Origin of the sequence: Streptomyces sp. Wb2n-11 (assembly GCF_001049855.1) — a bacterium.
Lineage (GTDB): Bacteria > Actinomycetota > Actinomycetes > Streptomycetales > Streptomycetaceae > Streptomyces > Streptomyces altiplanensis.
In genome coordinates, this window is sequence record NZ_CVPB01000001.1 from 6634678 (window position 1) to 6660510 (window position 25833).

General features: G+C 71.7%; 26 protein-coding genes and 3 pseudogenes. 16 read left to right on the forward strand and 13 right to left on the reverse strand.

Translation table 11 applies throughout. The features are described from left to right. Nucleotides 1-33: 33 nt before the first annotated feature. Nucleotides 34-717, reverse strand: a complete 684-nt coding sequence (locus BN1555_RS30315) for a DUF305 domain-containing protein (RefSeq protein ID WP_093802326.1) — start codon at nucleotides 715-717, stop codon at nucleotides 34-36. Between the two features lie 159 nt (nucleotides 718-876). Here BN1555_RS30315 and BN1555_RS30320 point away from each other — a divergent pair, with 159 nt between their 5' ends. Then, the gene (locus BN1555_RS30320; RefSeq protein WP_093802327.1) at nucleotides 877-2364 is read left to right on the forward strand and encodes an LVIVD repeat-containing protein; all 1488 of its coding nucleotides are present in this window, start codon (nucleotides 877-879) and stop codon (nucleotides 2362-2364) included. Here the strand turns inward: BN1555_RS30320 and BN1555_RS30325 are convergent. The 6 genes and pseudogenes from BN1555_RS30325 to BN1555_RS30350 form a co-directional block, all read right to left on the reverse strand. Next, a pseudogene (locus BN1555_RS30325) lies at nucleotides 2352-2992 on the reverse strand (TetR/AcrR family transcriptional regulator). The gene BN1555_RS30320 and the pseudogene BN1555_RS30325 overlap by 13 nt on opposite strands. A gap of 138 nt (nucleotides 2993-3130) precedes the next feature. Continuing rightward, nucleotides 3131-3826, reverse strand: a pseudogene (locus tag BN1555_RS30330) (HAD family hydrolase). Then, entirely contained in the window at nucleotides 3823-4464 is a 642-nt protein-coding gene (locus BN1555_RS30335; RefSeq protein ID WP_255306262.1) for a phosphatase PAP2 family protein, read from the reverse strand. Before BN1555_RS30335 ends, BN1555_RS30330 begins: the two are co-directional and overlap by 4 nt. Nucleotides 4465-4612: 148 nt before the next feature. Further along, a complete protein-coding gene (locus BN1555_RS30340) occupies nucleotides 4613-5554 on the reverse strand; it encodes a M56 family metallopeptidase (RefSeq protein WP_093802329.1) in 942 nt (313 codons plus the stop codon). An 83-nt stretch (nucleotides 5555-5637) separates the two neighbouring features. Continuing rightward, nucleotides 5638-6258: a DUF5134 domain-containing protein gene (locus BN1555_RS30345; protein ID WP_093803752.1), complete on the reverse strand. Its 621-nt coding sequence runs from the start codon at nucleotides 6256-6258 to the stop codon at nucleotides 5638-5640. 104 nt (nucleotides 6259-6362) lie between these two features. Continuing rightward, nucleotides 6363-6749 carry a VOC family protein gene (locus BN1555_RS30350; protein WP_093802331.1) on the reverse strand — a complete coding sequence of 129 codons (387 nt, stop codon included), beginning with the start codon at nucleotides 6747-6749 and terminating at the stop codon, nucleotides 6363-6365. Nucleotides 6750-6817: 68 nt separating this feature from the next. Between BN1555_RS30350 and BN1555_RS30355 the strand changes: the two genes are divergently transcribed. Further along, entirely contained in the window at nucleotides 6818-7369 is a 552-nt protein-coding gene (locus BN1555_RS30355) for a GNAT family N-acetyltransferase (RefSeq protein ID WP_093802332.1), read from the forward strand. Nucleotides 7370-7419: 50 nt separating this feature from the next. Here the strand turns inward: BN1555_RS30355 and BN1555_RS30360 are convergent, their stop codons facing one another. Further along, a complete protein-coding gene (locus tag BN1555_RS30360) occupies nucleotides 7420-8103 on the reverse strand; it encodes a glycerophosphodiester phosphodiesterase (RefSeq protein ID WP_093802333.1) in 684 nt (227 codons plus the stop codon). 342 nt (nucleotides 8104-8445) lie between these two features. On the opposite strand from BN1555_RS30360, the gene BN1555_RS30365 reads away from it, so the two are divergent. The 5 genes and pseudogenes from BN1555_RS30365 (at nucleotide 8446) to BN1555_RS30385 (ending at nucleotide 12990) form a co-directional block, all read left to right on the forward strand. Then, on the forward strand, nucleotides 8446-9843 hold the full coding sequence (locus tag BN1555_RS30365; protein ID WP_093802334.1) for a DUF6421 family protein: 1398 nt from the start codon (nucleotides 8446-8448) through the stop codon (nucleotides 9841-9843). A 26-nt stretch (nucleotides 9844-9869) separates the two neighbouring features. Further along, entirely contained in the window at nucleotides 9870-10637 is a 768-nt protein-coding gene (locus tag BN1555_RS30370) for an SDR family NAD(P)-dependent oxidoreductase (RefSeq protein ID WP_093802335.1), read from the forward strand. Further along, nucleotides 10616-11719, forward strand: coding sequence for a threonine aldolase family protein (locus tag BN1555_RS30375; protein ID WP_176710176.1), 1104 nt, complete (start codon nucleotides 10616-10618; stop codon nucleotides 11717-11719). Before BN1555_RS30370 ends, BN1555_RS30375 begins: the two co-directional genes overlap by 22 nt. A 79-nt stretch (nucleotides 11720-11798) precedes the next feature. After that, nucleotides 11799-12398: a transglutaminase domain-containing protein gene (locus BN1555_RS30380; RefSeq protein ID WP_093802337.1), complete on the forward strand. Its 600-nt coding sequence runs from the start codon at nucleotides 11799-11801 to the stop codon at nucleotides 12396-12398. A gap of 21 nt (nucleotides 12399-12419) precedes the next feature. Beyond that, a pseudogene (locus BN1555_RS30385) lies at nucleotides 12420-12990 on the forward strand (B3/4 domain-containing protein). A gap of 16 nt (nucleotides 12991-13006) precedes the next feature. Here BN1555_RS30385 and BN1555_RS30390 read toward each other — a convergent pair. Then, nucleotides 13007-13729 (reverse strand): lysophospholipid acyltransferase family protein, encoded by a 723-nt coding sequence (locus BN1555_RS30390; protein WP_093802338.1) that lies wholly within the window; start codon nucleotides 13727-13729, stop codon nucleotides 13007-13009. A gap of 226 nt (nucleotides 13730-13955) precedes the next feature. Here BN1555_RS30390 and BN1555_RS30395 point away from each other — a divergent pair, with 226 nt between their 5' ends. The 6 genes from BN1555_RS30395 to BN1555_RS40775 all read left to right on the forward strand — a co-directional run bounded on the left by BN1555_RS30395 (nucleotide 13956) and on the right by BN1555_RS40775 (nucleotide 19447). Beyond that, complete coding sequence (locus BN1555_RS30395; protein WP_093802339.1) at nucleotides 13956-14282, forward strand: TlpA family protein disulfide reductase; 327 nt, start codon at nucleotides 13956-13958, stop codon at nucleotides 14280-14282. Nucleotides 14283-14329: 47 nt separating this feature from the next. Continuing rightward, nucleotides 14330-14893, forward strand: coding sequence for a flavin reductase family protein (locus tag BN1555_RS30400; protein WP_093803754.1), 564 nt, complete (start codon nucleotides 14330-14332; stop codon nucleotides 14891-14893). A gap of 201 nt (nucleotides 14894-15094) precedes the next feature. After that, on the forward strand, nucleotides 15095-15880 hold the full coding sequence (locus BN1555_RS30405) for an electron transfer flavoprotein subunit beta/FixA family protein (protein WP_093802340.1): 786 nt from the start codon (nucleotides 15095-15097) through the stop codon (nucleotides 15878-15880). Nucleotides 15881-15943: 63 nt separating this feature from the next. Next, a complete protein-coding gene (locus tag BN1555_RS30410; RefSeq protein ID WP_093802342.1) occupies nucleotides 15944-16918 on the forward strand; it encodes an electron transfer flavoprotein subunit alpha/FixB family protein in 975 nt (324 codons plus the stop codon). Nucleotides 16919-17080: 162 nt separating this feature from the next. Then, the gene (locus BN1555_RS30415; RefSeq protein WP_093802343.1) at nucleotides 17081-18379 is read left to right on the forward strand and encodes a DUF6986 family protein; all 1299 of its coding nucleotides are present in this window, start codon (nucleotides 17081-17083) and stop codon (nucleotides 18377-18379) included. Nucleotides 18380-18664: 285 nt separating this feature from the next. Continuing rightward, complete coding sequence (locus tag BN1555_RS40775) at nucleotides 18665-19447, forward strand: hypothetical protein (RefSeq protein WP_255306490.1); 783 nt, start codon at nucleotides 18665-18667, stop codon at nucleotides 19445-19447. Here the strand turns inward: BN1555_RS40775 and BN1555_RS30425 are convergent. Further along, on the reverse strand, nucleotides 19404-20447 hold the full coding sequence (locus BN1555_RS30425) for a LacI family DNA-binding transcriptional regulator (protein WP_093802345.1): 1044 nt from the start codon (nucleotides 20445-20447) through the stop codon (nucleotides 19404-19406). The two genes, BN1555_RS40775 and BN1555_RS30425, sit on opposite strands and share 44 nt — an antisense overlap. Nucleotides 20448-20611: 164 nt before the next feature. Between BN1555_RS30425 and BN1555_RS30430 the strand changes: the two genes are divergently transcribed. Next, complete coding sequence (locus tag BN1555_RS30430; protein WP_093802346.1) at nucleotides 20612-21571, forward strand: ROK family protein; 960 nt, start codon at nucleotides 20612-20614, stop codon at nucleotides 21569-21571. A gap of 83 nt (nucleotides 21572-21654) precedes the next feature. Then, nucleotides 21655-22158 carry a tetratricopeptide repeat protein gene (locus tag BN1555_RS30435; RefSeq protein ID WP_218058211.1) on the forward strand — a complete coding sequence of 168 codons (504 nt, stop codon included), beginning with the start codon at nucleotides 21655-21657 and terminating at the stop codon, nucleotides 22156-22158. Here BN1555_RS30435 and BN1555_RS30440 read toward each other — a convergent pair. Next, nucleotides 22128-22337 (reverse strand): hypothetical protein, encoded by a 210-nt coding sequence (locus BN1555_RS30440; RefSeq protein WP_093803757.1) that lies wholly within the window; start codon nucleotides 22335-22337, stop codon nucleotides 22128-22130. The genes BN1555_RS30435 and BN1555_RS30440 overlap by 31 nt on opposite strands. Nucleotides 22338-22601: 264 nt before the next feature. Here BN1555_RS30440 and BN1555_RS30445 point away from each other — a divergent pair, with 264 nt between their 5' ends. After that, the gene (locus BN1555_RS30445) at nucleotides 22602-23639 is read left to right on the forward strand and encodes an NUDIX hydrolase (RefSeq protein ID WP_093802348.1); all 1038 of its coding nucleotides are present in this window, start codon (nucleotides 22602-22604) and stop codon (nucleotides 23637-23639) included. Here BN1555_RS30445 and BN1555_RS30450 read toward each other — a convergent pair. Further along, on the reverse strand, nucleotides 23598-24311 hold the full coding sequence (locus BN1555_RS30450; protein WP_093803758.1) for an MBL fold metallo-hydrolase: 714 nt from the start codon (nucleotides 24309-24311) through the stop codon (nucleotides 23598-23600). The two genes, BN1555_RS30445 and BN1555_RS30450, sit on opposite strands and share 42 nt — an antisense overlap. An 82-nt stretch (nucleotides 24312-24393) precedes the next feature. Beyond that, on the reverse strand, nucleotides 24394-25758 hold the full coding sequence (locus BN1555_RS30455) for a dipeptidase (RefSeq protein ID WP_093802350.1): 1365 nt from the start codon (nucleotides 25756-25758) through the stop codon (nucleotides 24394-24396). Between the last annotated feature and the right edge of the window lie 75 nt (nucleotides 25759-25833).

Genomic DNA, 25833 nt, shown 5'->3' on the forward strand with positions numbered 1-25833 from the left:
CCCCGGCACAACCGCCGCTAGAACCGGGGGCGTTCACATCATGTCGCGCATCCGGCCGATCTCGGCGCTCTGCTGCGCGAGCACATCGGTCGCCATCTCCTCGACCTGGACGTTGTTCCCCTGCGAGAGGACCTCGGTCGCCATGCCGACCGCCCCCTCGTGGTGAATGACCATCAGTTCCAGGAAGAGCCGGTCGAACTCCTCACCCCTGGCCGCGCGCAACCGCGCGAGCTGTTTCTCCGTGGCCATCCCCGGCATCGAGGCGTGGTCGTGGCCGCCCCGGTGCTTCTTGCCGCCGTTGTTGTCGAGCCAGCCCCGCATGGCGCCGATCTCCGGCCCCTGGGCCGCCGCGATCCGCTCGGCGAGCCGCTTGACCTTCGCCGACGCGGCGCGCTTCGGTGCGAGTTCCGTCATCACCAGCGCCTGGCCGTGATGCTCGATCATCATCCGCGCGTACGAGAAGTCCGCCCCGTTGGGGGAACCGTCGGGCAGGGCCTTCTCCGCCTCCTCCGCCGACATGGTCTTCGCCGGCTCGCCCGGCTTGCCCGGCGCGACCACCGAAGGTCCGGCGGCCGCCTTCGCCTTCGGCGCCTCCTCGCTCCCCGCGTCGCAGGCGCCGAGCCCGAGTACGGCGATCGCGACCGTCGTCGCCACGCACGAAAGACTGCGGACGCGTGCGGAGCTGCGGCGGATCAACACGGCGACCTCCTGGGGCATGTGGGGTGGTTGGTGTCTGTTCTTAGCACGCTTGTGCACACGGATGATCAAAAACTTTCATTACGTCTTCGTTGCCATCTGTTGAGATGCGCATGCAAACGACGATACTGCCGGGGTGTACGAACCGTTCAACTACGAACGGATACAAGGGAGGACGCAGTGACCTCGTTGCACATCACCCGCGTGCGGCGCAGACGTCTGGGCGTGGCGGCAGCCGCGGCCGGGCTCTTCGCCACGCTGCTGACGGCCGGTCCCGCGGCCGCGACCCCCGACCCGGGAGACGCGCCCGCGAAGAAGAAGAGCCTGCCCACCTCACAGCAGGCCGAAGCCAGGGCCGCCATCGAGAACGGCGAGATACCCGGCGTGGACGAGATCGTCCACAGCGAGAACATCGAACACGTGGTGAACATCCCCAAGGACGCGATCAAGGGCACCAACTCCGACCTGGCGTTCCAGGGGAAGTACGCCTTCGCGGGCAACTACGACGGCTTCCGGATCTTCGACATCAGCAACCCGAGGGCCCCGAAGACGGTCTCCCAGGTCCTGTGTCCCGGTTCGCAGAACGACATCTCCGTCTCCGGGGACCTGCTCTTCCTCTCCACGGACTCCTCGCGCAGCGACAACTCGTGCACGAGCACCTCGCAGCCCGCGACGGAGAAGTCCTCCTGGGAGGGCATGAAGATCTTCGACATCAGCGACAAGAGCAACCCGCGGTACGTGGCCGCCGTCGAGACCGCGTGCGGTTCGCACACGCACACCCTGGTGCCCGAGGGACGCAACGTCTACGTCTACGTCTCCTCGTACTCGCCGAGCGAGACGTTCCCGGACTGCAAGCCGCCGCACGACGGCATCTCCATCATCAGGGTGCCGCGCCGCGCCCCGGAGAAGTCCGAGGTCGTGGGCTTCCCGGTGCTCTTCCCGGACGGCGGAAACCCGGGCGCGCCCACCAACCCGGGCGTCTCCAAGACCACCGGCTGCCACGACATCACCGTGCTGCCCTCGAAGGACCTGGCCGCCGGTGCCTGCATGGGTGACGGCATCCTCTTCGACATCGAGGACCCGGAGGAGCCGAGGGTCATCGACCGCGTCCAGGACAACGTCAACTTCGCGTTCTGGCACTCGGCGACCTTCAACCAGAAGGCCGACAAGGTCGTCTTCACCGACGAGCTCGGCGGCGGCTCCGCCGCCACCTGCAACGCGGCCACGGGCCCCCAGCGCGGTGCCGACGGCATCTACGACATCACCGGCAAGGGCGACAAGCGCAAGCTGGTCTTCAAGAGCTACTTCAAGATCGACCGCCACCAGGCCGACACCGAGAACTGCGTCGCCCACAACGGCTCGCTGATCCCCGTCAAGGGCAAGGACATCATGGTCCAGGCCTGGTACCAGGGCGGCATCTCCGTCTGGGACTTCACCGACTCGGCCAAGCCCGAGGAGATCGCCTTCTTCGAGCGCGGCCCCCTCAGTACGACCACCCTGTCCACCGCCGGGTCCTGGTCGGCGTACTACTACAACGGCTACATCTACTCCAACGACATGGCCAAGGGATTCGACGTCCTGAAGCTCAACGACAAGCGCACCGACGGCGCCCAGAGGGTGCGGCTGAGCGAGCTCAACGTGCAGACGCAGCCCGACTACCGCCGCTGATCCACCCCGTGCACGAGCGTGCCGCCGGGCGGTTCTCCGCCCGGCGGCACGCCGAGCTCCCAGTTCAGCCCGTACCGCTGGAACAACTCGGCCCGCAGGCGCGGCAGCGGCATCGGCGCCCCCGGCAGCAGCGCGGCGAACACCGCGCCCATCAGCAGCGCGCGCAGCAGCGGGTAGTCGGCGTCCACGTCCCGTGACCCATGGCGCACGACAGCGCCCCGCAGCAGCTCCGCGAGCCGCTGCTGTTCGGGGCACTGCACGAAGCCCTCCGCCTGGAGGATGCCCGCCATGTGCGTGCGCATGAGCACCGGCTGGTCGCACGCGAGCCTCAGTACGGCGTCGATCGCGCGGGCCAGCAGCTCACGGCCGTCCTCGGTGCGCGGTTCGCGCTCCAGGGCCGCTTCGAGCGTCCGGTGCATCAGCCGGTGCACGGCCGACTGCAGCAACTGGCGTTTCCCGGGAAAGTAGTACGAGACCAGTCCGCGCGCGGATCCGGCCCGGTCCGCGATGTCGCCGAGCGTCGTCGCCTCGTACCCCCGCTCCCGACGAGCTCCACCGTGGCCTGCAGCAACCGCTCACGGGAACGGCGGCGCAATTCCTCATTGACCGATGCGCTGCGCGGAGACATCTTGATAACTCCTGTGTTGACTGGCCGGTAGCCAATATACTCAGTGCTCCCACGACAGGCGCCTTGCCGGGCCTGCTCCGTGGGCTTGTCGTCCGCATCCGGCGGCGCGGGGGACCGCCGGATGCGGACGCTTTTCCGTCAGTGCACCCGTGCGAGCACCGGGCGCAGCCCCGCGGGCCGCTCGTCGGCCGGCAGATGGTCCACGAAGTGCACCGCGCACCCCAGTGCCGCCGCGCCGCCGTCCGCGCGGCGGTCGTCGCCGACCATCAGGACATCGCGCGGAGCGTGGCCGAGCGCCTCGCAGGCGGTTTCGAAGAGCCGCGGGTCCGGCTTCTGGACGCCGTGCTCGTACGACAGGACGTATGCGTCCACCTACACGTCCAGGCCGTGCGCGCGCAGCACCGGTCGCAGGTCCCACCCGATGTTGCTGACCACCGCGACGCCGACGCCCCGCCGCCGCAGCTCGCCGAGCACCTCGGCGGCGTCCGGGTACGGCTGCCAGGCGGCCGGCGTCATGTGGCGGTCGTACAGGGCGTCGTACAGGCGCGCGTCGGGGAGGGCCACCTCGCGGGCGAGTCCCGTGTACGCGGCGCGGTGCCGCTCCGCGCTCTCGTCACGGGTCGCCCACAGGCCGGCCAGATGCGGCGGCACCCGCTGCGGGGCGGGCCCGCCGGGCAGCGCGCCGGCCGCCTCCAGCCGCTGTACGTACCGCGCGAAAGCGTCCGGGGACACGGCCACGCCCGTCTCGTCCAGAACGGTGCGCAGCCACACCTTCGTGGGTTCGACCCTGAACAGCGTGCCGGAGAAGTCGAAGAGCGCGCCCTTGACCGTCACGCGGACGTTCCTTCCCGGGAAGCGGTCAGGCGACCGTACGCCATCACCGAGAGCGCCACCACGGCTGCTCCCAGCAACCAGCCGCCCAGCACGTCGGACATCCAGTGCACGCCCAGATACATCCGGGTGACGCCGACGCCGACGCAGGACACCGCTGCGGCGACGAGCACGGCGGTGCGCGGCCCGCTGCCCGCTCCGCGCAGCCTGAGCAGCCACAGCAGCAGCCCGCAGGTGACCACGGCTGTCATCGCGTGGCCGGACGGCCAGGCCGCGAAGTGCGCGGTGTCGACCGGATCGGGCCACTCGGGACGCTCACGGCCGACCGCCGCCTTGAGGCCCTGCTGCACGAGCGAACCGACCGCACTGGTCGCGGCGATCCACAGCGCCAGAAGCCGCTCCCCCTGCCACAGCAGCCACGCGAAGACCACGGCCACCAGCGCGCGCATCGTCCACGGGTCCCACACCCAGTCGGACAGGATTCGGTTGGTGCGCGTGATGCCGGGCTCACCGACCGCCGAGCGGTGCAGGGCGTCCCCGACCGAGCGGTCGAGCGACATCAACGGCCGCCACTCGAACGCGACGAGCAGCAGAAGGGCGACCGAGAGGGCCGTGCAGACAAGGGCCGTGCGTACCGGCACGGGGAGGACGGGACGGGAGGACGGAGCCAGTCGGGGGAGTGCATGAGAAGATCCTTGCCCACAGGCGCCGTCACAAGCCATCCCCGGGCGGGAAGGGCTGCCGCAATGCCGGCGCCGCCTCCGTACGCAGGCCGCCCCCGTACGCCGGCTACCCCAGCGCGCTGAGCCCCGGCACGAACGCGACCAGCAGCGGTACGGCCGGAACGAGCGAGGCCGCTGCCGTCAGCCGCAGCCGGCGGCCCGCGGTGAGGCGGGGGGCCGCGGTCAGCAGCCGGTCGACGCGCTGCGGCAGCCCGGTGTGCGAGGAGGCCGGGCCCGGCCCGAACACGCCGCGGTCCTCGTTGAGTTCCACCAGGGCGAGGGCGATCGTCAGCCGCCCGAAGCGCCGCGAGGCCACGTCGTCGGCGGCCAGTTCCACCAGCCGGTGCATCTCGCCGCGGAACGCCGCGAACACGGGAATCTGCGGGAAGCCGGTCGCCAGAGCGGACGCGCAGTGCAGCAGCCAGTCGTGCCTGGCCCGCGCGTGCCCCTGCTCGTGGGCGAGTACGGCGTCGAGCTGCCGCCCCTTCAGGCGCCGCAACGCCGCCGTCGTGACGACCAGTCGCGGGGCCGCGCCCCCGGGCAGCCACCACGCGTCCGGGCGCTCTCCCTCCAGTACGACCAGCCGGTCGGCGCCGGGCTCCTCGCCGGGCAGCAACGGGAAGCGTACGAGCAGATCCGCGCGCCGCTGCCCACGCCGTACGCGCGCCCTGCGGATCTCCCGGATCAGCATCGCCGCGGTCCAGGCCCCTCCGCACGCCAGCAGCACCGCGATGACGGCGGACCACGGCCCGTACGCGGCAAGGGCGTACGCCTCCACGACGCCGTGCGGGGCGGGGGCGAACACGTGACCCCGTACGGCCTGCCAGGCGGCGGCCGCGCTGAACGTCATCGAGAGGCCGAAGCACAGCAGCACGGCGGCCACCACGCACTGCCACACCCACAGGGCCACCACGGGTTCGCGCTCCCGCCAGTCGGCGCGCGACAGGAGCCGCGGGGCCGCGACGGCGGCGACGACGCCGAGCAGCAGAAGTGCCAAGGAGAGCGTCATGGGCCCAGCCTATGAGTGCGGCCCTACTCACGGGTATGGCCTTGCGCGTCAAGTGACGCAGGCCACGGTTTCGCCGTGGCGTCTCACAAGGTGACGAGCATCGCGATCATGCCGATGCCCATCGAAACCCGGCAGGCGAGCACCAGCTCGGGCCGTGCGCCCCAGGGGACCGCCCCGCCGCCACCGCCCGAGCCGCCACCCGCGCCGCCGTTCGCCCCCGTTCCCGCGACGGTGCCCCCCGCTGCCGTGGCCCCCGGCATCAGCTTCACCCCCGAGCGCAGCACGTACGCGGCGTAGTACAGCAGCAGTGCGCCGGTCAGCAGCGGGACCCCGCCGGCGGCGTACCCGGAGGGGTGTCCCGTGTGCGCGGGACCACCGCTTCCCGGCGCCATCGCCAGCGCCATGTAGACCATGGCCAGCGAACCCACCAGATGGTGCACGTGATGCGCGCTCCCGCGGGTCTGCCACAACGCCCGCAGCGCCGCCCCGCCGAACACCCCGGCGTACAGCATCCATCCCCACGCCGGCGGGGCGAGCACCGCGGCGGGCACCGCCATCGCCGCCATCCCGAATCCCATCAGGGCGTCGCCGCCCGCCTCTTCACGGTGTTCCCCCCCGCCGCTGCGCAGCCGCAGCAGGCAGTACGCGCCGGTCGCCGCGCACAGGGCCACGAGCAGCCAGCCGGACATCGCCGGTCCGTGCACGGTGTACCTCCCCGTCGACGGTGTCGTCCCGTCGATGCCCGCCGCCGCCGCGCCGTACGCGAGCGCACGGGAGTGCACGGGGGTTCACGGGGAGCGCGCCGGGGTCAGGGGCGGTAGCGCAGCGGATGGTCCGCGGGCACCTCGACGACGGCGATGCGCACGCCGTCGGGGTCGGCGAGCCACATCTCGACCAGGCCCCACGGCTCCTTGACCGGCGGCCGCAGCACCTCGACGCCGCGCGCCGACAGTTCTTCGTACGCCGCGGCGGCGTCCTCGACCTGGAGCCACAGCTGGAGGCCGGGGGAGGGAGGGGTCCCGGAGCGCCCGGAGACCTCCAGGAAGCCGCCGCCCAGGAAGTACACCGTCCCTCGCTCGGGCCCCGTGCCGAACTCGCGGTAGACGGCGAGCCCCAGCGCCCCGCCGTAGAACGCGCGGGAACGCTCCGGATCCGTGGGACGCAGAAGAGTCCTGCTGCTCAGTACCTGCACCATGCACCGGGACCTTAGCGCGCATTAAGCTCGGAGCGCCCGACCGCCGCACAGATCCGGAGAGCACTCCCATGGAGACCACCCCACGTCCGGCCGCCGCCGAACTCACCTTCCGCGACGCGACGGAAACCGATGTGGACGCGCTCGTCGCGCTCATCGAGTCGGCGTACCGGGGCGACGCCAGCCGGTCGGGCTGGACCACGGAGGCGGACATCCTCGAAGGGCAGCGGACCGACCCCGAGGGCGTCCTCGACGTGGTCGAGTCACCGGACAGCCGGCTGCTGGCCGTCGAGCGGGACGGTGCGCTGGTCGCCTGCTGCCAGCTCGAACACCGGGGCGAGGCCGCCTACTTCGGCATGTTCGCGGTCCGTCCTCAAATGCAGGGCGCCGGCCTCGGGAAGGCGATCATCGCCGAGGCGGAGCGGACGGTGCGCGAGGCGTGGGGTGCGCGTGAGATGCACATGACGGTGATCTCCGTACGGGAGGACCTCATCGCCTGGTACGAGCGCCGCGGCTACCGCCGCACCGGGAAGACGACCCCTTTCCCGTACGGCGACGAGCGCTTCGGCATTCCGCAGCGCGACGACCTGGAGTTCGAGCTGCTGGTGAAGCGGCTGGGCTAGGGGCTACGTCCGGGGCGGGCCGGGAACGGCGCCGCCGGGCACGCTCGCGCTCACGCGGTGAAGCGGCCCGTGCGGCGGATCTCCGGGTAGTCGGTCGTCGCGCCGTCCAGCTCCAGCGCCCGCACCAGCCGCAGCTGCTCCTGCGTGTTCACCACCCAGCCGATGACCCGCAGTCCCTCGGCGTGCGCGCGCTCCACGGTCTCCAGGGTCAGCCTGCGGATGTTGAGTGCCAGCGTCGCCGCGCCCACCGCCTTGGCGCGGTCCACCACGTCGTTGCCGTAACGGCCGGCGATCAGCACGGTCCGTACACCGGGGACGAGCGAGGCGATCTCCGCCACCGCCTCGTCGTGGAACGACGACACCTCCACGCGGCCCGCCAGATCGCGCCGGAGCATCACCGCGGCGAGCGCCCGCGCCGCCGCGGTGTCCTTGATCTCGGCCTGGAGCGGTGACCCCACGGCGTCGAGGACCTCCTCGAAGACCGGGACGCGCTCGCCCTGCCCGGCGTCGAGCGCCCGCAGCTCCGTGAGGGTCAGGCCGGCGATCGCACCCCTGCCGTCGGTCGTACGGTCCACCTCGGCGTCGTGCATGATCACGAGCGCGCCGTCCTTGCTCAGGTGCAGGTCGAGCTCGATGGCGTCCATGCCGGCCTGTTCGGCGCGGACGAAGGAACGGAGGGTGTTCTCCGGCTCGACACCCATGACCCCGCGATGACCAATGGTGAGGAAACTCAAGACAGTCCCGCTTCCGTCGACAGGGGCTCCCGGGCAGCCTAACGGCCCGCTTCCCCGGAGGAGCTCGTCCCGAACGGCGAAGCGGAGCGCTCCCCCGGGCTCCGGCGACCCCTTGGGCCAGGCCGGTGAACAGGAGGATGACAAGGGTCGGCACGGGTACTCACGCTGTATGGCTATCAGAGGAAGGAGGTGAGAGAAGCGAGCGCCGGTAAGGGGTCGGACAGGAAGAACAGCGGCGATCAAGGGGGCTCGGCAGGATAATTTACTGGACCTGCTCTTGAATGGAAGAGTCGAAGACCTATACGGTGCCTTGACGCGAGGTTCTCCCGTGAAGGAAGTGACATGACGGAAATTCTTGTGCAGGACACAGTCGCCGACGGCATATCCGGTGCCCGGCGCGTGGTCGAGCACCCGGCCTGGCCCGAGCTCAAGAATGCCGTGGAGGCGATCCGGCCCTGGCAGTCGGCGGACGGGTCCATAGATTTCGGCGCCGAGGGCGCACCGGCGCCCGCCGAAGCGGAAGCCGCCGTCAGCCGTGTGATCGGCGCGGTCGAGGAGCTCTCCCCTCTGGTCGGGCATGACGCCGCGTACCACCGGGCCCTCGTGGCCGATCTCCGCAAGTGGGTCGCCGGCGGCTTCACGGTCCCCGACTTCCTGGACTCGCTGTTCGCCTTCCAGCCCGCCCAGGGGCGCGCCGACGGCCGCCAGCACCTGGTCGTCTTCCCCATGTACACGCAGAACGGCAACCCCGACCGCAACCTCGAGGCGGTCGTCCTGCGCATGGTGTGGCCCGAGTGGCTCGCGGAGCTGGAGAGCACCCGTTACGACAACCCGCTGTTCCTCGGCATCACCTTCGAGGACTTCACCGCCGGGTACGACACGCACTCCGCCGTCCTCTTCCCCGAGACGATCGCCGTCCGCGAAGCCCCCGAGCGCTTCTCCTGGGGCGGCATCTTCTGCGACCGCGAGGCGGCCCGCTTCCGTCGCGTCACCGAGGCCGCGGTGGACATCCTCGGCCTCGAACTGCCGGAGGACATCCGCGCGATGGTCTCCGACCAGGACCGCTGCGAGCAGGCGTTCGTCCTCTGGGACATGGTCCACGACCGTACCCACAGCCACGGAGACCTGCCGTTCGACCCCTTCATGATCAAGCAGCGTCAGCCGTTCTGGATGTACGGCCTGGAGGAGCTGCGCTGCGACCTCACCGCCTTCAAGGAGGCCGTGAAGCTGGAGGCCGAGGGCAACGCACACGGCCGTGACGTCCAGTACGCCGTGCTGTTCGACCGGATGTTCCGCTTCCCGGTCAGCGGTGACCGCGTCCGCAACTACGACGGTCTCGGCGGCCAGTTGCTCTTCGCGTACCTGCACAAGCACGACGTGGTGCGCTGGACCGACAACACGCTGAAGATCGACTGGGAGCGGGCCCCGCACGTCACCAACCAGCTCTGCGCCGAGATCGAGGACCTCTACCGGGCCGGCATCGACCGCCCCAAGCTGGTCCACTGGTTCGCGGCGTACGACCTGGTCTCGACGTACCTCGCACCGCACCCCGGATCGCGCTGGGCCAAGGGCCCCGACGCCCTGGATCTGTCGCTGCCGCCGCGCAAACTCGTGGACGATGTGCTTCCGGACGAGTTTCCGCTCAGCATGTTCTATGAGGCGCTTTCCAAGAAGTTGAAGAACGTGATCGCCTCCACCCGGGGGATCACCGCGGCGAGTGCCGAGCGGGTGGCCGCGTGAGCCCTCGCGCCCAGGAGGCGACGACCATGACGAACGGCATCAGCAACGGCAACGGCGGAGCGCTGGAAGGCGCTGTGGTCGCGGTGGCCGGAGCGGCGGGACCCGCCGGCCGCGCCGCCCTGCTCAGGCTGGCCGAGGCGGGCGCGACCGTGGTCGGCGCGGACGCGAACGCCGCGGGCCTCGCCGAGGCCGTCGACGCCGCGCGGTACGCCCACGGCGGCGCCACCGTCGTCGGCGACACCGTCGATCTCCTCGACCCCGAAGCCACCCGCGACTGGGCGGACAAGACCGAGAAGGAGTTCGGCCGGATCGACGGCATGGTCCATCTCGTCGGCGGCTGGCGCGGCAGCGCGACCTTCGCCGAGACCAGCCTCGCGGACTGGGACCTGCTGGAGAAGCTGCTGATCCGCACCGTCCAGCACACCTCCCTCGCCTTCCAGGCCCCGCTCCAGCGCAGCGACCGCGGCCGCTACCTGCTGATCAGCGCGGCCGGTGCTTCCCAGCCGACGGCCGGCAACGCGGCGTACGCCGCGTCCAAGGCCGCGGCCGAGGCGTGGACCCTGGCTCTCGCCGACGCGTTCCGCAAGGCGGGGGGCGATGAGGGGCCGCGCAGCGCGGCTGCCATCCTGGTCGTCAAGGCACTGGTGCACGATGCGATGCGCGCCGAGCGCCCGAACGCGAAGTTCGCGGGCTTCACGGACGTCAAGGAGCTGGCCGATGCCATCGCCGGAGTCTGGGACCGGCCCGCCAGGGAAGTGAATGGACAGCGCCTGTGGCTGACTCCCAAGCCGTGAACCCGGATCCGGCGAACGCGGCGAAGACCGACGCGCGCCGGCACCACGACCCGCGGGTGCGCGGTTTCGCGAGCGACAACTACGCGGGCGCCCATCCCGAGGTGCTCGCCGCGCTCGCGCTCGCCAACGGCGGCCACCAGGTCGCCTACGGCGAGGATGCCTACACGGAGAACCTCCAGCGGATCGTCCGCAGCCACTTCGGCGGGCGGGCCGAGGCGTTCCCCGTCTTCAACGGGACCGGCGCCAACGTGGTCGCACTCCAGGCGGTCACCGACCGGTGGGGCGCGGTCATCGCAGCCGAGACCGCGCACATCAACGTGGACGAGGGCGGCGCCCCGGAGCGGATGGGCGGCCTGAAGCTGCTGACCGTACCGACACCGGACGGCAAGCTCACCCCCGAGCTCATCGACCGGCAGGCGTACGGCTGGGAGGACGAGCACCGCGCGATGCCGCAGGTCGTGTCGATCACCCAGAACACCGAACTGGGCACGGTCTACACGCCGGACGAGATCCGGGCGATCTGCGAGCACGCGCACGAGCGCGGGATGAAGGTGCACCTCGACGGGGCCCGGGTGTCCAACGCCGCGGCCTCGCTCGACGTACCGATGCGGACCTTCACCAACACCGTGGGCGTGGACATCATGTCCTTCGGCGGAACGAAGAACGGCATGCTGTTCGGCGAGGCGGTCGTCGTCCTCGAACCGGACGCGGTGCGGGCCATGAAGCACCTGCGCAAGCTGTCCATGCAGCTCGCCTCCAAGATGCGCTTCGTGTCCGTGCAACTGGAGGCGATGCTCGCGCGCGACCTGTGGCTGCGCAACGCGCGCCACGCCAATGCCATGGCCCAGCGGCTCGCCGACGGCGTCCGCCAGGTGGACGGCGTCGAGATCCTCTACCCGGTGCAGGCCAACGCGGTGTTCGCGCGGCTTCCGCGCGATGTCAGCGAGCGTCTTCAGAAGCACTACCGCTTCTACTTCTGGGACGAGGCCGCCGGCGATGTCCGCTGGATGTGCTCCTTCGACACCACCGAGGACGACGTGGACGGCTTCGTGCAGGCGCTCAAGGAAGAGATGACCAGGTAGCACGCGCACGACGTATAAGTATGCGACCGGCTGGAAAGTCATTGACTTCCGGCCGGTCGCGTACTTACGCTCGGCCGCCATGGAGCTGATCCGGGAAAAACCTGATCTGGCCGACTACTTGGCCGCAGACGACGCCATCGACCATGGGCATCCGCTGGTGCGCGAGACCGCGGCCCGGCTGCGCGCCGGAGCGAGCGACGCATGCGCATACGCCGAAGCGGCCTACGTATTCGTACGCGACACCATCCCGCACTCCCAGGACGCGGGCGACCCGCGCGTCACCTGGCGCGCCTCGGACGTGATCGCGCAGCGCACCGGGATCTGCCACGCCAAGGCCCACGCCCTCGCGGCGCTGCTGCGCGCCGAGGGGGTCCCCGCCGCTCTGTGCTACCAGCGGCTCACGGACGACGACGGCTCGAACCCCGTGATCCACGGACTCGTCGCGGTCGGGCTTCCGGGGTGCGGCGGCTGGTCGCGGCAGGATCCGCGCGGCAACAAGCCCGGCGTGGACGCACGGTTCTCCACGGACGGCGAGCGACTGGCCTTCCCCGTGCGTCCGGAGCTCGGCGAAGTGGACTATCCGGAGCTGTACGCCGCGCCGCATCCGGCCGTCCTGCGCGCTCTGCGAGCCGCCCCGGACCGGCCGTACCTCTGGCGGACGCTCCCCGGCGCCCTCTGAGAGCCCCGAGGCAGGACGGGCGTGACACCCGCACTTTCCGTGTCGGACGAGGTGCGCGCCCTCGCCCCCGCTTTCACCCACCTCGCCGTCGAGGTCCACGGCCCGGTGCGCGGCGTACACGGCCTTCGGCACCAAGCCGTCCCGCAACCGGAACTCCGCCGAAGCGCTCGCCGAGCGCGCCCGGTCGGACACGCCGGACTGCCGCGGATCAACCGGCTCGTCGATCTCGTCGCGCACCCCGTTCCCGTCGGGGAGAGGACCCGGGCCGCGGCAAGGGCACCGTGCGGCTCGTGCGGTCCACCGGTGAGGAGCCGTTCGCCACGGTCGCGGGCGGCGAGGAGGCCGTCGGGCACCCGGACGCGGGAGAGGTGGTCCGGCGCGACGACGAAGGCGTCACATGCCGGTGCTGGAACTGGCGTCAGGGCGTCCGTACGCGGCTGACCGAGGAGTCCGTCAGCGCCGTCTTACTGCTGGAGGGGAGGGCATGGCTTCCGTGACGCTCGGAGAGCTCGGGGCCGCGGGGGCCGAGCTCTCCGAGTCGCTGGAGAAGCTGAGCTCCGGGGTGCGGATCACGGTCCGCTCCCCGGAGTGAGAACCGCGGGGTGCGGTCAGCCGGCCCCGCGCACCTGCGCCGCGGTCGGCGCCGTACCTCCGAGGTGTGCCGGGACCCACCAGGTGTCCTCGGCGTTCTTCGGGTGCACGGGGTACGCGCGCTGGGCGGCTTCGAGCAGCTCCTGCACCCGGCCGCGCAGCCGGCGCGTGATCGCGCCCGCGAACTCGTCCACGGGCGCGTCCATCGGCTCGCCGACCCGGATCGTCACGGGGATGTGGTTGCGGCCGAAATTGCGCGGCCTGCCCTTGGTCCAGATCCGCTGGGTGCCCCACAAGGCCATGGGGATCAACGGAACGCCGGCCTCCTGGGCCATGCGGGCGGCACCCGACTTGAAGCTCTTGAGCGTGAACGACTCGGAGATCGTCGCCTCGGGGAAGACCCCGATGATCTCGCCCGAGCGCAGCGAGTCGAGGGCGTGCGCGTACGCCGCCTCGCCGCGCTTGCGGTCCACCGGGATGTGCTTCATGCCGCGCATCAGCGGTCCGGAGATCTTGTGGCGGAAGACCGATTCCTTCGCCATGAAGCGCACCAGGCGCTTCTGCGGCAACGCGCCGAGGCCCGAGAAGATGAAGTCCAGATAGCTGATGTGATTGCTCACCAGCACGGCACCACCGGTGCGGGGGATGTTCTCAGAACCCTGCGTGTCGATCTTCAGGTCCAGCGCCTTGAACAGGGTACGTGCGGCACCGATGACCGGTCGATAGACGAGTTCTGCCATGTCAGGGGGGACCCTTCTGTGCCCGGGGGCTTTCCCGGTGGAAGCTACGCAGCCGTAGGTTTAGCGGCGTTGGGCAGATCGTGCCCCATGAACGGCCGAGTAGCCAGTCCTGGGATCCTTCATGCGCGAGATTCTCGTCACGTACGGAAACATGAGGAATCGTCTTCCCGTGGTGAACGCTGGATAGGGAGACGCGGGGAAGAGACCGAGATCGACGGAGGCGAAGGTGCCGGGGCACGACGGCGGTACACGACTGGGCGCGGCCGAACTGGGTGCGGAGCCGGGGGAGCGCGCGACGCTCGTCCAGTTCTCCAGCGCGTTCTGCCAGCCCTGCCGCGCGACGCGCAGAACGCTCGCCGAAGTGGCGGGCATGGTCGAGGGCGTCGCCCATGTGGAGATCGACGCGGAGGCGCGACTCGATCTCGTACGCGAACTCGGCATCCGCGCCACGCCCACCGTGCTCGTGCTCGACCGGGACGGACGGATCGTGCGCAGGGCCTCGGGGCAGCCGCGCCGGGCCGATGTCATCGCCGCGCTCGGCCGCGCCGTATGACCTCCTCCCGCCCGCACCCACCGCAGAAGGACACCAAGGACAACTCCATGACGGCTTCACCCGGACTCGGCATTCCGCTCCCGACGCAGGCCGGTGGCCTCCCGGCGCAGGCCCGTGAGGTCCCGGCGCAGGCCCATGGGGCCTCCTCCGACCTGCTCCGTTCGGTCTTCCGGCGCCACGCCGCCGGCGTCGCGGTGATCACCGCGCAGGGATCCCGTCCCGTCGGCTTCACCGCCACCTCCCTCAACTCGGTGGCTGCCGAACCGCCCCTGATCTCCTTCGGCGTGGGCACCGGCTCGTCCAGCTGGCCGGTGCTGGCCGAGGCCGAGCACATCGGCGTCCACATACTCGCCGAGGACCAGCGGGACCTGGCGGCCACGTTCGCCCGCAGCGGCGCCGACCGTTTCGCGCCGCCCACCCGGTGGCGTACGGGGCCCGAGGGAGTGCCCGTGCTCGACGGCGTACTGGCGTGGCTGGTGTGCCGGGTGGTGGCCCGTGTGCCGGCGGGGGACCATCGAGTCGTACTCGGACAGGTCGTCGCCGGGGACCCCTCGGGCAGCGGTCGGCCGCTGCTCTACCACCAGGGACGCTTCAACGCCCTGAGGGACTGAGGGTTCCCGCACCCGCCGATTACGCAGCGTTGGCAAGGTCACAGTTCAAAGCGCTTGCTCAGTGGGCAGGCAGTGGATGTACTGACGAGTAATATTCCAGTCGGAGCGGGGGTCCACCCCGACCGGAATCCGCCCCTTCAGGCGCCTATGCTGCCTGCAACGAGGCAGTCAAGAAATAGACGATGCAGTAGGAGAGCCGGCGTGAGCTTGAGGATCGTTGTCTGTGTGAAGTACGTGCCCGACGCCACCGGCGACCGGCACTTCGCCGATGACCTGACCGTCGACCGCGACGACGTCGACGGCCTGCTGTCGGAGCTCGACGAGTACGCCGTCGAGCAGGCGCTGCAGATCGCCGACGAGGCGGACGACGCGGAGATCACCGTGCTGACGGTCGGTCCCGAGGACGCCAAGGACGCCCTGCGCAAGGCGCTGTCCATGGGCGCCGACAAGGCCGTCCACGTCGAGGACGACGACCTGCACGGCACCGACGTCATGGGCACCTCGCTCGTGCTCGCCAAGGCCATCGAGCAGACCGGTTACGACCTGGTCATCACCGGTATGGCGTCGACCGACGGCACCATGGGCGTTCTTCCGGCGGTCCTGGCCGAGCGCCTGGGCGTCCCGCAGGTCACGCTGCTCTCCGAGGTCTCCGTCGAGGACGGCGTCGTCAAGGGCCGCCGCGACGGCGACAGCGCGAGCGAGCAGCTCGAGGCGTCCCTGCCGGCCGTCGTGTCCGTGACGGACCAGTCGGGCGAGGCCCGCTACCCGTCCTTCAAGGGCATCATGGCCGCCAAGAAGAAGCCGGTCCAGTCCCTGGACCTGGACGACCTCGGCATCGACGCCGACGAGGTCGGCCTCGAGGGCTCCTGGACCCAGGTCGACTCCGCCACCGAGCGCCCGGCACGCACCGCGGGCACGATCGTCAAGGACGAGGGCGAGGGCGGCAAGCAGCTGGCCGAGTTCCTCGCGGGCCAGAAGTTCATCTAAGTCCGCGCGTCCTTCGAACGCCCCCAGATTCTTCGCACTCGCCACTCGCAGGAGAGCATTCCCATGGCTGAAGTTCTCGTCTACGTCGACCACGTGGACGGCGCCGTCCGCAAGCCCACCCTTGAGCTGCTGACGCTCGCCCGCCGCATCGGCGAGCCCGTCGCCGTCGCTCTCGGCAACGGCGCCGAGGCCACCGCCGCGGTGCTCGCCGAGCACGGCGCCGTCAAGGTCCTGACCGCCGACGCCCCCGAGTTCGCCGACTACCTCGTCGTACCGAAGGTGGACGCGCTCCAGGCCGCGTACGAGGCGGTGTCCGCCGGCGGCTCCCTGGCCGCCGTGCTCGTGCCGTCCTCCGCCGAGGCCAAGGAGATCGCCGCCCGCCTCGCGGTCCGCATCGGCTCCGGCATCATCACCGACGCCGTCGACCTGGAGGCCGGCCAGGAGGGCCCGGTGGCCACGCAGGCCGTGTTCGCCGCCTCGTACACCACCAAGTCCCGTGTCTCCAAGGGCACCCCGGTCATCACCGTCAAGCCGAACTCGGCGCCGGTCGAGGCCGCCCCGGCCGCGGGCACCGTCGAGGCGCTCACGGTCTCCTTCGGCGAGAAGTCGACCGGCACCAAGGTCGTCTCGCGCACCCCGCGCGAGTCCACCGGCCGCCCCGAGCTGACCGAGGCCGCGATCGTGGTCTCCGGCGGCCGCGGTGTCAACGGCGCCGAGAACTTCCACGTCATCGAGGAGCTGGCCGACTCGCTCGGCGCCGCCGTCGGTGCCTCGCGCGCCGCCGTCGACGCCGGCTGGTACCCGCACTCCAGCCAGGTCGGCCAGACCGGCAAGTCGGTCTCCCCGCAGCTGTACATCGCGTCCGGCATCTCCGGCGCGATCCAGCACCGGGCCGGCATGCAGACCTCGAAGACGATCGTCGCCATCAACAAGGACGCCGAGGCCCCGATCTTCGACCTCGTCGACTACGGCGTGGTCGGCGACCTCTTCACGGTCGTTCCGCAGCTGACCGAAGAGGTCAAGGCCCGCAAGGGCTGACCTGCGCAAGTCCTACCGCGCCGGAAAGCGCCGGGGCCGTGTGGTGATCTTCACCGCGCGGCCCCGGCCGCTTTCCGGAGACCATTGACGCAGGTCGTGACCGGCCATTAACTTCGCTATGCGGATTGTTGATTCCGTGAAGCGGAAAACTGGAGGGTTGGAATGGGTCAGCAGGAGAAGGTGGCGACAAGCCTCGCGGGCGCGGTCAGCGAGGGCATCAGCGCCTCCCTCGTACCGGTCGACGAGGAGCTTGCCCGCCGTTACCCGGGAGACCCAGGCACCCGCCAGCCCGTACACACGGTCTACGTACCCGGCGACGTCTTCGCCGCCGACACCGTGCGCACGTGGGGCGACCGGGCGCTCAAGGCGCTCGACGAGCACGCCCCGGACGCCGCCTCCTTCGCCGCGGTCCTCGGCCTCTCCGACGACCTCGCCGAGCCGGTCTACGACCGCGTACGGGCCAAGCTGGAGCGCGAGCCCGTCGAGGACCTGCGGGTCGACTTCGAGGACGGCTACGGCGGCCGCACCGACGCCGACGAGGACGCGCACGCCGCCCGTGCCGCCCGGCTGATCAGCGAGGCGTACGCCGACGGCACGGCCGCCCCGTACATGGGCATCCGCATGAAGTGCATGGAGGCCGCCGTACGCGACCGCGGCATCCGCACCCTCGACATCTTCCTCACCGGCCTGATGGAGGCCGGCGGCCTGCCCGACGGGCTCGTCCTGACGCTGCCCAAGGTCACGTACCCCGAGCAGGTCACCGCGATGGTGCGCCTCCTGGAGGAGTTCGAGAAGGCGCGTGGCCTGGACGCGGGCCGGATCGGCTTCGAGATCCAGATCGAGACCAGCCAGTCCATCCTCGCCGCCGACGGAACCGCCGCCGTGGCCCGGATGATCGACGCCGCCGAGGGCCGCGCCACCGGCCTCCACTACGGCACCTTCGACTACAGCGCCTGCCTCGGCGTCAGCGCCGCCTACCAGGCCAGCGACCACCCGGCCGCCGACCACGCGAAGGCGATCATGCAGGTCGCCGCCGCCGGCACCGGCGTACGCGTCTCGGACGGCTCCACCAACGTCCTCCCCGTCGGCCCCAGCGAGCACGTCCACGAGGCCTGGCGGCTCCACTACGGGCTCACCCGCCGCGCCCTGGCCCGCGCCTACTACCAGGGCTGGGACATGCACCCGGCGCACATCCCGACCCGTTACGCCGCGGTGTTCGCCTTCTACCGCGAGGGCTGCGAACAGGCCGCCGCGCGCCTCGCCGCGTACGTCAACCAGGCCGGCGGCGACGTGATGGACGAGCCCGCGACCGCCAAGGCGCTCAGCGGCTACCTGCTGCGCGGCATCGACTGCGGCGCCCTCGACACCGCCGAGGTCGCCCGGCTCACCGGCCTCACCCGCGCGGACCTCGACGGCTTCGCGTCGCCGCGCCGCGGCGACCTCACGGCCACGGCCCAGTGATCAGGAGCTGATTCAGGGCCTGATCCGCTGGGCCGTCCACCGCATGACCCCGACGGGCGGCGCCGGATGCCGGGCCGCTTCCTCCGCCGTGCCGAGCTGTCCGCGGGGCCCCGCGCTCTGTACCCCGTCTCAGTCGGAACAGAGGAACGGGGCAGCGGTGGCTACGGGGGAGAACGAGCGGTTGGCCGGCCGCTACCGGGTGGTCGAGCAGCTCGGCAGAGGCGGCATGGGCGTCGTCTGGCGCGCCGTCGACGAGGTGCTCGGCCGCGAGGTCGTACGGATTCGGTGCCCGCAGGGCAGGCGGAGGTGGCGGGGGAGGGGAGCGCCTCGCCCGGCAGCCTCGGCCGGATGCCCGCGGGGGACGAGCCTTCCGCCACGAAGAAGCCGGCCGGCTCCGGGCCCGCCGGGCAGGAAGCCGAGAAGAGCCCGCGACCGGACGCGGAGGCGCCCGCAGGCGATGACGACGGCGACGGCGGCAAGGACTCCGGCGGCTCGGGCGACGGCAAGGGCACCGGCTCGGACGACGGCAAGGACGACGGCGATTCCGGTACGGCGGATCCCGCCGACGGCGCCGACACCTCGGGCGGCCCGGGCCGTTCGGGCGGTACGGCGGCCGGCGGCTCCGGCGACGACGGCTCGGCGACCACGGCCGACGGCGGGAACGGCCCGGAGGAGCCGGTCCAGGAGCCCGCCTGCCACAGCATCGGCGCCGGCAGGCACAACTGCGCGGTCTGGCAGGCCGCGCAGTCCTACACGGCGTCCGGCGCCGGGGCCGGTGTGCTGAACGAGGGCACCAACTACTTCTACTGCCGGCAGAACCTCGGCCGCAGGGAGACCTCGGGCCAGTGGGCGAACGTCCGGTGGGCCAGGACCGACGACGACAGCGGGAACACCGGTGTCTTCGTCAGCGACGTCTACATCAGGGGCGGCGGGAACGACAAGCCGGTGCCCGGTCTGCTGAGGCCGCGCCGGACCGGGCCCGGCGGACCGGCCCCGGGTCCGCCCCCGGGTGGCCGGACCGGGCTCAGGGCGTCCACGGCGGGATCTCGCCCGAGCCGCGCGCGATGAGGCGCGTCGGGAGTTCCACGCGCGCGGGCGGGTCGCCCGCGCCGTCGAGGCGGCGGAAGAGGCGGTCGGCCGCGGCGCGGCCCAGCGTGGCGGCGTCCTGCGCGACGACGGTGAGGCCGGGCCGGAGCAGGTCGGCGAGTTCGATGTCGTCGAACCCGACCAGGGCGACCGGGTGCTCCCGGTCGGCGAGGACCCGTACCGCCGTCACCGTCACCCGGTTGTTGCCCGCGAAGATCGCGGTGACGGGCTCGGGGGCGTCCAGCATCGCGGTGACCGCGTCCCGCACCCGCTCGGGAGCCGTGGGACCGAGCGACACCCAGGCGTCGTCGGCCGGCAGCCCGGCCTCCTCCACCGCGGCGTAGTAGCCGCGGAGCCGCTCGTTGGCCGTGTGGATGCGCGGCTGGTCGCCGATGAAGCCGATACGGCGGTGGCCGTGCCCGATCAGATGGGCCACGCCCTCCCGCGCGCCGCCGAAACTGTCGGAGAGCACCACGTCCGCGTCTATCTTCCCGGCAGGGCGGTCCACGAAGACGGTGGCGACGCCCGCCGCGATCTCCGGCTCCAGGTAGCGGTGGTCGTCCCCGGCCGGGATCACGATGAGACCGTCGACGCGCCGGGCGCAGAGCGCGAGTACCAGCTCCTGTTCGCGGGCGGGGTCCCCGGCGCTCGATCCGTTGATGAGGAGGGCGCCGTGGGCGCGGGCCACTTCCTCCACGGCGCGGTTCAGCGGCCCGTAGAACGGGTCCGCGAGGTCTTCGAGGACGAGGCCGATGCTGGCGGTGCGGCCCTTGCGCAGGACGCGCGCGCTGTCGTTGCGGCGGAAGCCCAGCGCATCGATCGCCTCCTGGACACGCTGTTCGGTGTCGGGTGTGACGCCCGCTTCGCCGTTCACGACGCGGGAGACCGTCTTGAGGCCGACTCCGGCGCGGGCGGCGACGTCCTTCATGGTCGGCCGATTGCCGTAGCGGGGTTCGGGGCGGCGGCTTTCGGTCTCGGCCACGGTGCGCTGTCCTGTCCTCGTCGGTGCGGTGTCCGGCATGCGGGGCGTGCTCGCCGGTGTGCGAAGGGTGTGGTGTCGAGCATAGGGCCTGGACAACGTTGTCATGTGAATGGAGACTTGCCCTGACCTGCTGCCACCCCCTGCCCGCTGGAGATCAGACACCGATGCACACCGACCTCGTCGCCGCTCTCGACATCGGCGGCACCAAGATCGCCGGAGCGCTGGTGGACGGTGACGGCCGGATTCTCCTGCGCGCGCAGCGGCCGACGCCCGCGCGCGAGGACGCCGAGAGCGTGATGCGTGCGGTCGGCGGGGTGTTCGGCGAGCTGACCGCCTCCCCGTTGTGGGAGCGCGCCACGGCCGTCGGCATCGGCAGCGCGGGACCGGTGGACGCCTCCGCCGGTACGGTCAGCCCGGTCAACGTCCCGGGGTGGCGCGACTTCCCGCTGGTCGAGCGGGTACGCCGGGCGGCAGGAGACCGGCCGGTCACCCTGGTCGGCGACGGCGTGGCGATGACGGCCGCCGAACACTGGCAGGGCGCGGCCCGCGGGTACGACAACGCGCTGTGCCTGGTCGTCTCCACGGGCGTCGGCGGCGGCCTGGTCCTGGACGGGCGGCTGCATCCGGGCCCGACGGGCAACGCGGGCCACATCGGTCACATCAGCGTCGATCTGGACGGCGACCTGTGCCCGTGCGGGTCGCGCGGCTGTGTCGAGCGGATCGCCAGCGGTCCCAACATCGCGCGCCGGGCGCTCGACCAGGGCTGGCGGCCGGGCGCGGACGGCGACACCACCGCCGCCGCGGTGGCCGCCGCCGCCCGGACCGGGGACCCGGTCGCCGTCGCGTCGTACCGGCGGGCGGCCCAGGCCCTGGCCGCCGGAATCGCCGCGACCGCGACGCTGGCCGAGATCGAGATCGCCGTCGTCGGCGGGGGAGTGGCGGGCGCGGGCGACGTGCTCTTCGCGCCCCTGCGCAGCGCTCTGCGTACGTACGCCACGCTCTCCTTCGTGCAGCGGCTGAGGGTCGCTCCGGCCCTGACCGGAACCGACGCGGGCCTGGTGGGCGCGGCGGCCGCCGCCTCGCTCGGCGGACGGCCGGGCGAGGCGGCGGCGTACGCCGGCTGACGCCCCGGCCGGCACGACCACCCGGCCGGTCAAGACGCCGCCCGGCCCGTGACCGGTCCCACCGGCCGTTGTAGCTTGGGCCGGTGAACGGTGACCACGAGCGGGACACAGCGCTGGCGCAAGCGGTACGGCTGCGGGAGGAGGGCCGGGCCGCCGAGGCCCGCGGCCGGCTGGTGACGCTGGCCGAGCGGTATCCGCGGGACGCCCGGATCGCCTACCAGACCGCATGGGTGCACGACGTGCTCGGCCTGGAGAGCGAGGCCGTCCCGTACTACGAACGCGCCCTGGACCTCCCCGGCCTGCCGCAGGAGGACCGCCACGGCGCCTTCCTGGGCCTGGGCAGCACCTACCGCGTGCTGGGCCGCTACGAACCGGCCCTGCGCACCCTGCGCAGCGGCCTGGCGGAGTTCCCGCACGACGCGGCCCTGGAGTCCTTCCTCGCCATGGCCCTGTACAACACCGGTCAAGGCCGTGAAGCCGTACGGACGCTGCTCAGGGCCCTGGCGGCCACCAGCGGCGACTCACGCGTGCGGAGCTACCGCCGCGCGATCGAGCACTACGCCGACGACCTCGACGCCACGGAGTAGCCGGCCGCCCCGGCTTCCGCCGCCCGCTCCGCCACGACCACCAGGAACGCGTCCGACTCCAGGTCCATCACGACCTCCGCCGGGCACCCCTCCGCGCGTCGTGCCAGGGCGAACTCCTCGGCCGGCCGGCTGCCGCGCGGGCCTCCGGCCGGGAACTGTTCCAACACCATGCGACTCATGCCGCACCCCGCTCCCATGACTGCTGAACTCTTGCTCCCGTTGCCCCAACGAGACTCCGCACAGGTGCGTCACGGTTCCCCGTTCGGGCCGGGCCTTCTCCTGTACGGTCCGACGCCACCCGTGCCCCGTGCGGTTGCCTCCGGCATGCGACAGCAACGGCACGGTTGTGTGCCCAAACGGTCGCGGGCACGATGCGGTGACCCGGGGTTTCCGTGGCGGTGTGTCGCGGACGAACCACTGGGGGCTACGGAAGAGGGGGAACCGTGATCGTCTGGATCAACGGTGCGTTCAGTGCGGGCAAGACCAGTGCCGCGCGCGAACTGATCGATCTGATCCCGAACAGCACCTTCTACGACCCCGAACTGATCGGCGGGGGACTGCGCCACCTGCTGCCGCAGAAGCGGCTCGCGGAGGTCGGCGACTACCAGGACCTCCCCATCTGGCGCCGCCTGGTCGTCGACACCGCGGCCGCGCTGCTCGCCGAAGTGGGCGGCACACTGGTGGTGCCCATGACGCTCCTGCGTCAGGAGTACCGCGACGAGATCTTCGGCGGTCTCGCCGCGCGGCGCATCCCGGTGTGCCATGTGCTGCTGTCGGCAGACGAAACGATCCTGCGCGAGCGGATCGCCGCCCGCGAGAAGTGGGCGGACGATCCCGAAGGGAGCGAGCGCGTACGGCAGTGGGCGTACGAGCACATCGAGCCGTACCGCGCCGCGCTCCCCTGGCTCGCCGGCGACGCCCATGTCATCGACACCAGCGGACTGACCGCCGCCGAGACCGCCGTACGGATCGCCGACGCCGTACGGACCGGGGCCGCCGGGAACTGCGAGATCGTGCAGACCCCCGCCCCCACCGCCGAAACCCTCGCCGCGGGCGTGCTGCTCTTCGACGAGGCGGACCGGGTGCTGCTCGTCGACCCCACCTACAAGCCGGGATGGGAGTTCCCTGGCGGTGTCGTGGAGCGGGGGGAGGCGCCCGCACGCGCCGGCATACGCGAGGTCAAGGAGGAGATAGGGATAGAACTCGTCGACGTGCCCAAGCTGCTGGTCGTCGACTGGGAGCCGCCGCGGCCGCCCGCCTTCGGCGGTCTGCGGCTGATCTTCGACGGCGGCACGCTCGACAGCGCGGCGGCCGGGCGGCTGGTGCTGCCCGGCTCCGAACTGCGCGGCTGGCGCTTCGTCACCGAGGAGGAGGCCGCCGGCCTGCTGCCCCCCAACCGTTACGAGCGGCTGCGCTGGGCACTGCGGGCCCGCGAGAGGTCAGCCGTGCTCAACCTGGAGGCCGGAGTCCCGGTCGGCTGATGCCCGCAGAACGGCAGCCGTGCCGTGCGTCAGCGGGTCGCCGTGGCCGAAGCAGGCGACGCCGGGGGCGAGCGCCGCCAGGCGGCGGAAGGACTCCAGGGCCCGCTCGCGGTCGGTGTTGAACACGCCCAGCATGACCTGGCCGACGCCGGCGACGCAGTCGCCCGTGAACAGCACGCCGTGGTGCGGGAGATGGACGGCCATGCTGCCGTCCGTGTGGCCGGGGGCGTGGACGGCCCGCGCGCCGTCGCCGAAGCCCAGCAGGTCGCCGTCCTCGGCCTCCCGGTCCACCCGGGTGGCCGGGGCCGGCTCCACCGCCAGCCCGTGGGCGTACAGCGGACGCTCCCAGTCCAGCAGCACGGGCTCGGGCACCGGCTGCTCGCCGCGGATCACGGGCGCGTCGAGGCGGTGCGCCACCACCTCGGCGCCGTACCGCCGCGCCAGTTCCCCGGCGGCGCCGACGTGGTCGCGGTGGCAGTGGGTGAGGACGATCCGGCGGATGCTCTCCGGGCGCAGGCCCAGGCCCCGTACCGCCTCTTCGATGTCCGCCGCCGCGTCCTTGTGGCCCGCGTCGATCAGGGTCAGTTCCTCACCGTCGCGCCAGAGGTACGCCTGGCCGATGGGGAAGCGGAACATGTGCAGGCGGTCGGGGAGTATCTCGACAAGGTCCATGCGGCGAACGTACGGCGGGCCGGCCGTCCGCCGCACGAGTCTACGCTGTCGGCGATCTCCGCTCCGCGCGTAACCGGTCCGATCAACCCTGCTTCGAGCGCGCGTAGTTGACGAGGAACAGTGCCTCGGCGACGGACATCCGCTCCAGTTCCCCGGGCGAGACACTCTCGTTCACCGCGTGGATCTGCGCCTCGGGCTCGCTGAGGCCGATGAGCAGGATCTCGGCCTTCGGGTAGAGGGCGGAGAGCGTGTTGCACAGCGGGATCGAGCCGCCCATGCCGGACGTCTGCATCTCCTCGCCCGGGTACGCCACGCGCATCGCCTCCGCCATCGAGGTGTACGCCGGGCTGCTGACGTCCGCCTTGAACGGCTGGCCCTGGCCCACCTGCTCCACCGAGACCCGCGCGCCCCACGGCGTGTGCGCCAGGAGGTGCGCGGTCAGCAGCTTCGTCGCCTCGGCGGCGTCCTGCCCCGGCGGCACCCGCAGGCTGATCTGCGCCCGCGCGCTCGCCTGGAGGGACGGCGTCGCGCCGACCACCGGCGGGCAGTCGATGCCGATGACGGTGACGGCGGGGCGGGCCCAGATGCGGTCGGCGACCGAGCCGTGGCCGATCAGCCCGACACCGTCGAGGACGCGCGCGTCCTTGCGGAACTCCTCCTCGGGGTACTCCAGGCCCTCCCACGAGGAGTCGGCGGTCAGCCCGTCCACCGTCGTGGAGCCGTCCTCCGCGCGCAGCGAGGCCAGCAGCTGGATGAGAGCGGCCAGCGCGTCCGGGGCGGCGCCGCCGAACTGTCCCGAGTGCAGGTTGCCCTCAAGGGTGTCGATCCGCACGCGCAGCATGGTCATGCCGCGCAGCGTCGCGGTGACCGTCGGCAGGCCGACGCGGAAGTTGCCGGTGTCGCCGATGACGATCGTGTCGGCGGCCAGCAGCTCGGGGTGCGCCTCGGCGTACTGCTCCAGGCCGCCCGTGCCCTGCTCCTCCGAGCCCTCCGCGATGACCTTCACCGAGACCGGGACGCCGCCGTTCGCCTTGAGGGCGCGCAGCGCGAGCAGGTGCATGATGAGGCCGCCCTTGCAGTCGGCCGCGCCGCGCCCGTACCAGCGGCCGTTGCGCTCGGTCAGCTCGAAGGGCGGGGAGACCCAGGCGGACTCGTCCAGCGGCGGCTGCACGTCGTAGTGCGCGTACAGCAGAACGGTCGGAGCGCCTGCCGGGCCCGGCAGGAAGCCGTAGACCGACTGGGTGCCGTCGGGGGTGTCGAGCAGCGCGACGTCCTCGAAGCCCTCGGAGCGCAGTGAGTCGGCGATCCAGACCGCGGCCGCCTCGCACTCGCTCTTCGGGAACTGCGCGGGATCCGCCACCGACTGGAAGGCCACCAGATCGGCCAGCTCCGTCTTCGCGCGGGGCATCAGTGAGGCGATGGTCTCGGCGATCGGATTCGCGTTCATGGGCACGCTCCTCGTGGGTGCGACGTTGTTGTACGTATATGCGTTCGTACGGGGTATGCCGACAAAAGCACGCCC

Coding starts and splice junctions, on each gene's coding strand:
- BN1555_RS30315 (WP_093802326.1), bottom strand. CDS start 717: ATGCCCCAGGAGGTCGCCGTGTTGATCCGCCGCAGCTCCGCACGCGTC.
- BN1555_RS30340 (WP_093802329.1), bottom strand. CDS start 5,554: ATGACGCTCTCCTTGGCACTTCTGCTGCTCGGCGTCGTCGCCGCCGTC.
- BN1555_RS30350 (WP_093802331.1), bottom strand. CDS start 6,749: ATGGTGCAGGTACTGAGCAGCAGGACTCTTCTGCGTCCCACGGATCCG.
- BN1555_RS30355 (WP_093802332.1), top strand. CDS start 6,818: ATGGAGACCACCCCACGTCCGGCCGCCGCCGAACTCACCTTCCGCGAC.
- BN1555_RS30365 (WP_093802334.1), top strand. CDS start 8,446: ATGACGGAAATTCTTGTGCAGGACACAGTCGCCGACGGCATATCCGGT.
- BN1555_RS30370 (WP_093802335.1), top strand. CDS start 9,870: ATGACGAACGGCATCAGCAACGGCAACGGCGGAGCGCTGGAAGGCGCT.
- BN1555_RS30380 (WP_093802337.1), top strand. CDS start 11,799: ATGGAGCTGATCCGGGAAAAACCTGATCTGGCCGACTACTTGGCCGCA.
- BN1555_RS30390 (WP_093802338.1), bottom strand. CDS start 13,729: ATGGCAGAACTCGTCTATCGACCGGTCATCGGTGCCGCACGTACCCTG.
- BN1555_RS30400 (WP_093803754.1), top strand. CDS start 14,330: ATGACGGCTTCACCCGGACTCGGCATTCCGCTCCCGACGCAGGCCGGT.
- BN1555_RS30410 (WP_093802342.1), top strand. CDS start 15,944: ATGGCTGAAGTTCTCGTCTACGTCGACCACGTGGACGGCGCCGTCCGC.
- BN1555_RS30415 (WP_093802343.1), top strand. CDS start 17,081: ATGGGTCAGCAGGAGAAGGTGGCGACAAGCCTCGCGGGCGCGGTCAGC.
- BN1555_RS30430 (WP_093802346.1), top strand. CDS start 20,612: ATGCACACCGACCTCGTCGCCGCTCTCGACATCGGCGGCACCAAGATC.
- BN1555_RS30440 (WP_093803757.1), bottom strand. CDS start 22,337: ATGAGTCGCATGGTGTTGGAACAGTTCCCGGCCGGAGGCCCGCGCGGC.
- BN1555_RS30450 (WP_093803758.1), bottom strand. CDS start 24,311: ATGGACCTTGTCGAGATACTCCCCGACCGCCTGCACATGTTCCGCTTC.
- BN1555_RS30455 (WP_093802350.1), bottom strand. CDS start 25,758: ATGAACGCGAATCCGATCGCCGAGACCATCGCCTCACTGATGCCCCGC.